The 3,425-nt window shown below is 71.4% G+C and carries 6 protein-coding genes; 3 read left to right on the top strand and 3 right to left on the bottom strand.

Annotation, left to right across the window (positions count from 1 at the left end; genetic code table 11):
• On the top strand, positions 1-328 hold a 328-nt coding region (locus AB0C29_RS39270; protein ID WP_360831705.1), incomplete at its 5' end, for a hypothetical protein.
• Positions 329-331: 3 nt separating this feature from the next.
• On the opposite strand, the gene AB0C29_RS39265 is transcribed toward AB0C29_RS39270, so the two are convergent.
• A complete protein-coding gene (locus AB0C29_RS39265) occupies positions 332-742 on the bottom strand; it encodes a nitroreductase/quinone reductase family protein (RefSeq protein WP_360831702.1) in 411 nt (136 codons plus the stop codon).
• A gap of 63 nt (positions 743-805) precedes the next feature.
• Between AB0C29_RS39265 and AB0C29_RS39260 the strand changes: the two genes are divergently transcribed.
• The gene (locus AB0C29_RS39260) at positions 806-1,186 is read left to right on the top strand and encodes a PPOX class F420-dependent oxidoreductase (protein ID WP_360831699.1); all 381 of its coding nucleotides are present in this window, start codon (positions 806-808) and stop codon (positions 1,184-1,186) included.
• A gap of 21 nt (positions 1,187-1,207) precedes the next feature.
• On the opposite strand, the gene AB0C29_RS39255 is transcribed toward AB0C29_RS39260, so the two are convergent.
• Both AB0C29_RS39255 and AB0C29_RS39250 read right to left on the bottom strand, forming a co-directional pair.
• Complete coding sequence (locus AB0C29_RS39255; protein ID WP_360831696.1) at positions 1,208-1,579, bottom strand: GNAT family protein; 372 nt, start codon at positions 1,577-1,579, stop codon at positions 1,208-1,210.
• A gap of 74 nt (positions 1,580-1,653) precedes the next feature.
• The gene (locus tag AB0C29_RS39250; RefSeq protein ID WP_360831693.1) at positions 1,654-2,454 is read right to left on the bottom strand and encodes a maleylpyruvate isomerase family mycothiol-dependent enzyme; all 801 of its coding nucleotides are present in this window, start codon (positions 2,452-2,454) and stop codon (positions 1,654-1,656) included.
• Between the two features lie 91 nt (positions 2,455-2,545).
• Here AB0C29_RS39250 and AB0C29_RS39245 point away from each other — a divergent pair.
• Positions 2,546-3,425, top strand: an 880-nt coding sequence (locus tag AB0C29_RS39245) for a glycosyltransferase family 39 protein (RefSeq protein ID WP_360831690.1), incomplete at its 3' end; no start/stop codon positions are given.

The following is a 3,425-nucleotide window of genomic DNA, read 5'->3' as shown; positions in this document are numbered from 1 at the left end:
CGGCCGGCAGACCCTGCCACTGCCCGCGCTGCGGCGCAGCACCCTGCGGCTCGTCGTCGCGGCGAACCACGGCCCGGTGCCCGGCACGGTGACCGTCCGCTACGCCGACGGCAGCACCGCCGCGACGAGCGTGACGGTCCCGGACTGGTGCGCCACCGGCTCGGCCGTGCTGGCCATGCCGCACCGGATCAAGGCCGGGCAGGGCACAGACGGACCGGCGGTCAACCTCTTCGGGGTCGCGGTGGCCGTCGACCCGGGCAAGGAACTGCGGTCGGTCACCCTGCCCGACGACACCCGGATCAAGCTGTACGCCCTCACCCTGCAATGACCCTCATCGCGGTCGCAGGTCGATGCGTACGGTCAACGGGCTCGAGGCCATCAGCCGGCCCAGAGCTGCGTCCCACTGATACGGCAGCGTCCGCGAACGGGCCAGCGCATCGTCGTCGGGCAGCACCACCGCGACCCCCGTACGCCAGTGGCCGCCGACCTTCACCCGTACCGCCGGATGGGCCTGGAGGTTGCGGACCCAGTCCGCCTGAGTTCCGTGCGCGGCGACCAACCAGAACGTGTCGCCGACGCAGCCGTTGCCGACGGGGGTGTGCCGTGGCAGCCCGGTGCGCCGGCCGGTCGTCTCCAGTAAGGCGAACACGCGCGGAGCGATGCCTCTGCGCAGAGCGAAGCGTGTCAGGCGGTTGTTGATCCGCTCGACTGCCGTGACGATGCGGTACTTCCGGGAACGCATGTGCTGCGGTTCTACCACAGCCGACCCCGACACGCGCCGTGCTGCGGTCGATAAGATCGGTCGATGACCGTGCCGCAGGAGATCCGCCGGAGCAAGTACGTCAGCCTGACGACCTACCGCAAGGACGGCACCCCGGTGGCCACGCCCGTCTGGCACGTGCCGGACGGCGACGAGCTGATCATCGTGTCCGAGGCCGAGGCGTGGAAGGTCAAGCGGATCCGCCGCAACCCCGACGTCATCGTCACGGTCTGCAGTCTCCGCGGCAAGGTCGAACCGGGCGCCCCGAGCGCCACCGGCACGGCCCGGCTCCTCGACGAGGCCGGCACAGCCAACGCCCGCAAGCTCCTCGGCCGGCGCTACCTCACCTCTCGGCTCGGCAACGGCGTCGCCAAGCTGCTGCGGTTGCGCCGCCCACCGATGATCGGCATCGCCATCCGGCTCTGAGCCGACCCGGCCCGGCGCTGCTCACGGCCGGGGATCGCCACGCAGCAGGCTGTAGACGACCATGTCGTGCCACTTGCCCTTGCGGAACTGCGCGTGCCGGGCCACACCCTCACGCTGGAAGCCGGCCTTCTCCAGGCCGCGTTGCGCGGCGATGTTCTCGACGTCGGTCTCCGCCTGCAACCGCTCGACCGTCGTGGTGTCGAACAGGTAGGTCGCCAGCAGCACCAGAGCCGGGGTTCCGACGCCACGGCCGCGGAAGCCGGGGTGCAGCCGCATGCCGACGTTCAGGGCCCGCGAGGGCGGGTTCGGTCCGTGGGGCACCGGCAGCCACGAGACCTTGCCGGCCATCGCACCGTCGGCATTCTCGACAGCTCGTAGCTTGACTCCAGACATGAGCCGATCATGCGGACCCCGCCCCGACGACCGCCACACCGCGGCCCGAACGCGCCACGCCATGTGCCCGATCTTCAGTCGCTGACATGGGCGGTGTGGTCGATCCAGTGCCGGACCAGCCCGGCGTCGCCGTCGACGCTGATGTCGCCGCCTTCGCCGGTGAGCGGAAGTCGCCGGGTCAGGGTCAGCAGCAGCGATCCGGCCGGGCCGGTCACCGTCACGTCGGCCGGCCGGGTGCCCGGCTGCCACGTCGCCCCGTCGGGCCGCCGTTCGACGGACCAGGCGTCCGCGTCGTCCGCGAGGTCGGTGGCCACCCATTGCAGGGTCTGCCCGGTGCCCCGGATGGCGTGGGCGGACTCGGACCGCAGCATCTCCCACGTCGGGGAGGTGAGCATCGCGAAGTGGTTGCTGATGAGCGGAGCCGCGATGTCGGCGTTGATGTCCACCGGCCGGCCCGCCGCGTTCTCCGCGTCGAAGCCGTGGACGACCGTCTCGTTGAGGACGCTGGTCAGCCAGAAGCGCGTACCGGACCGCTCGTCGCCCGATGCGTTGAACACCGGTGCGTCCAGCGCATCGTCGGAGCACGCGCTCGCCACCCGCTGCGCCGATTCCGACAGCCACGCCGGCCACTCGCGCGGGTCGGCGGGAAGCACGGCCATCTCCGTCGGCAGCTGTGCGGGGTCCGTGATGCGCCGTTCGATGATCTCCGCGACCCAGTGCTGGGTCTGGCCCACGTGCTCGACCAGGTCGGCGACGGTCCAGCCGGGGGTCGTCGGCACGGCAGCGTCAGAGCCGGCCGCGACGGCCGCGTCGGCCAGGCGTGCGGTGTGTTCGACGATCGCGCGCCGGGCGCGATCGGGGTTCAGCTCGATCATGGGATCGTCCTCTCCAAGGTTCCGTTGCACTGTCGACTCGGCGGCCCCGTCGAACTAATCGGTGACCGCCGGAATTTCGGTAGTCTGCCTTGTGCGCCGCACACGTCCGGAGTGGCTCGTGGCCGCCGCGCTGCTCGTGCTGTTGGTGCTGACCAGCTCCCGGTACGGCTGGCACCGCGACGAGCTGTACTTCGTCGTCGCCGGGCAGCATCCCGCGTGGGGTTATCCCGACCAGCCGGTGCTCACCCCGCTGCTGTCGGCCGGGCTGTACCGGCTCGGCGACGGCTCCCTGGTCGTCCTGCGGCTGGCCTCGGCGCTGGCCTCGGCCGCGACCGTGGTGCTGGTCAGCGTGATCGCGGGCCTGCTCGGCGGTTCCGGGCGGGCCCGGCTGCTGGCGTCGGGCATGTGGGCCGTCGGCACGGTCGCGCTGGTCACCGGTCATCTGGTCAGCACGGCCACGTTTGACGTGATGTTCACCGCGGGCGTGATCGTGTGCCTGCTGAAGGCGTTGACGAGCGGCCGGCCCGGCTGGCTGCTCGCGGCGGGTGCGGTGCTCGCCGCCGGGCTGCTGAACAAGCTGGTGATCGGCATCGTCGTCGGCGTCATTTGCGCGGCGCTGGCGCTGGTGGGCCCACGGCGGCTGTTGTTCACGTGGCAGGCCCTGGCCGGCGGGGTGCTGGCGGTGCTGGGGGCGTTGCCTTACCTGCTCTGGCAGTCGGCTCACGGCTGGCCGCAGTCGCAGGTGGCGGCGTCCATCGCTGGTGAAGGCAACCGGGTCGCGGTCATCCCGATCCAGCTCGTCCTGGTGTCGATCTTCCTGGCGCCGTTCCTGATCGCGGGCCTCGTGCGCCTGCTGCGGCCCGGGCCTGCCCGGGCTTTCGGGTACGCGTACCTGGGACTGCTCGTCCTGATCCTCGACCACGAGGGGCTCGCGGCTGTGCCGGACCTTGTCGACGACGGTGGCGCTGTAG

It is taken from the genome of Actinoplanes sp. NPDC048791 (assembly GCF_040650095.1).
Classification (GTDB): domain Bacteria; phylum Actinomycetota; class Actinomycetes; order Mycobacteriales; family Micromonosporaceae; genus Actinoplanes.
This window is presented reverse-complemented; position numbering and strand designations above follow the sequence as displayed.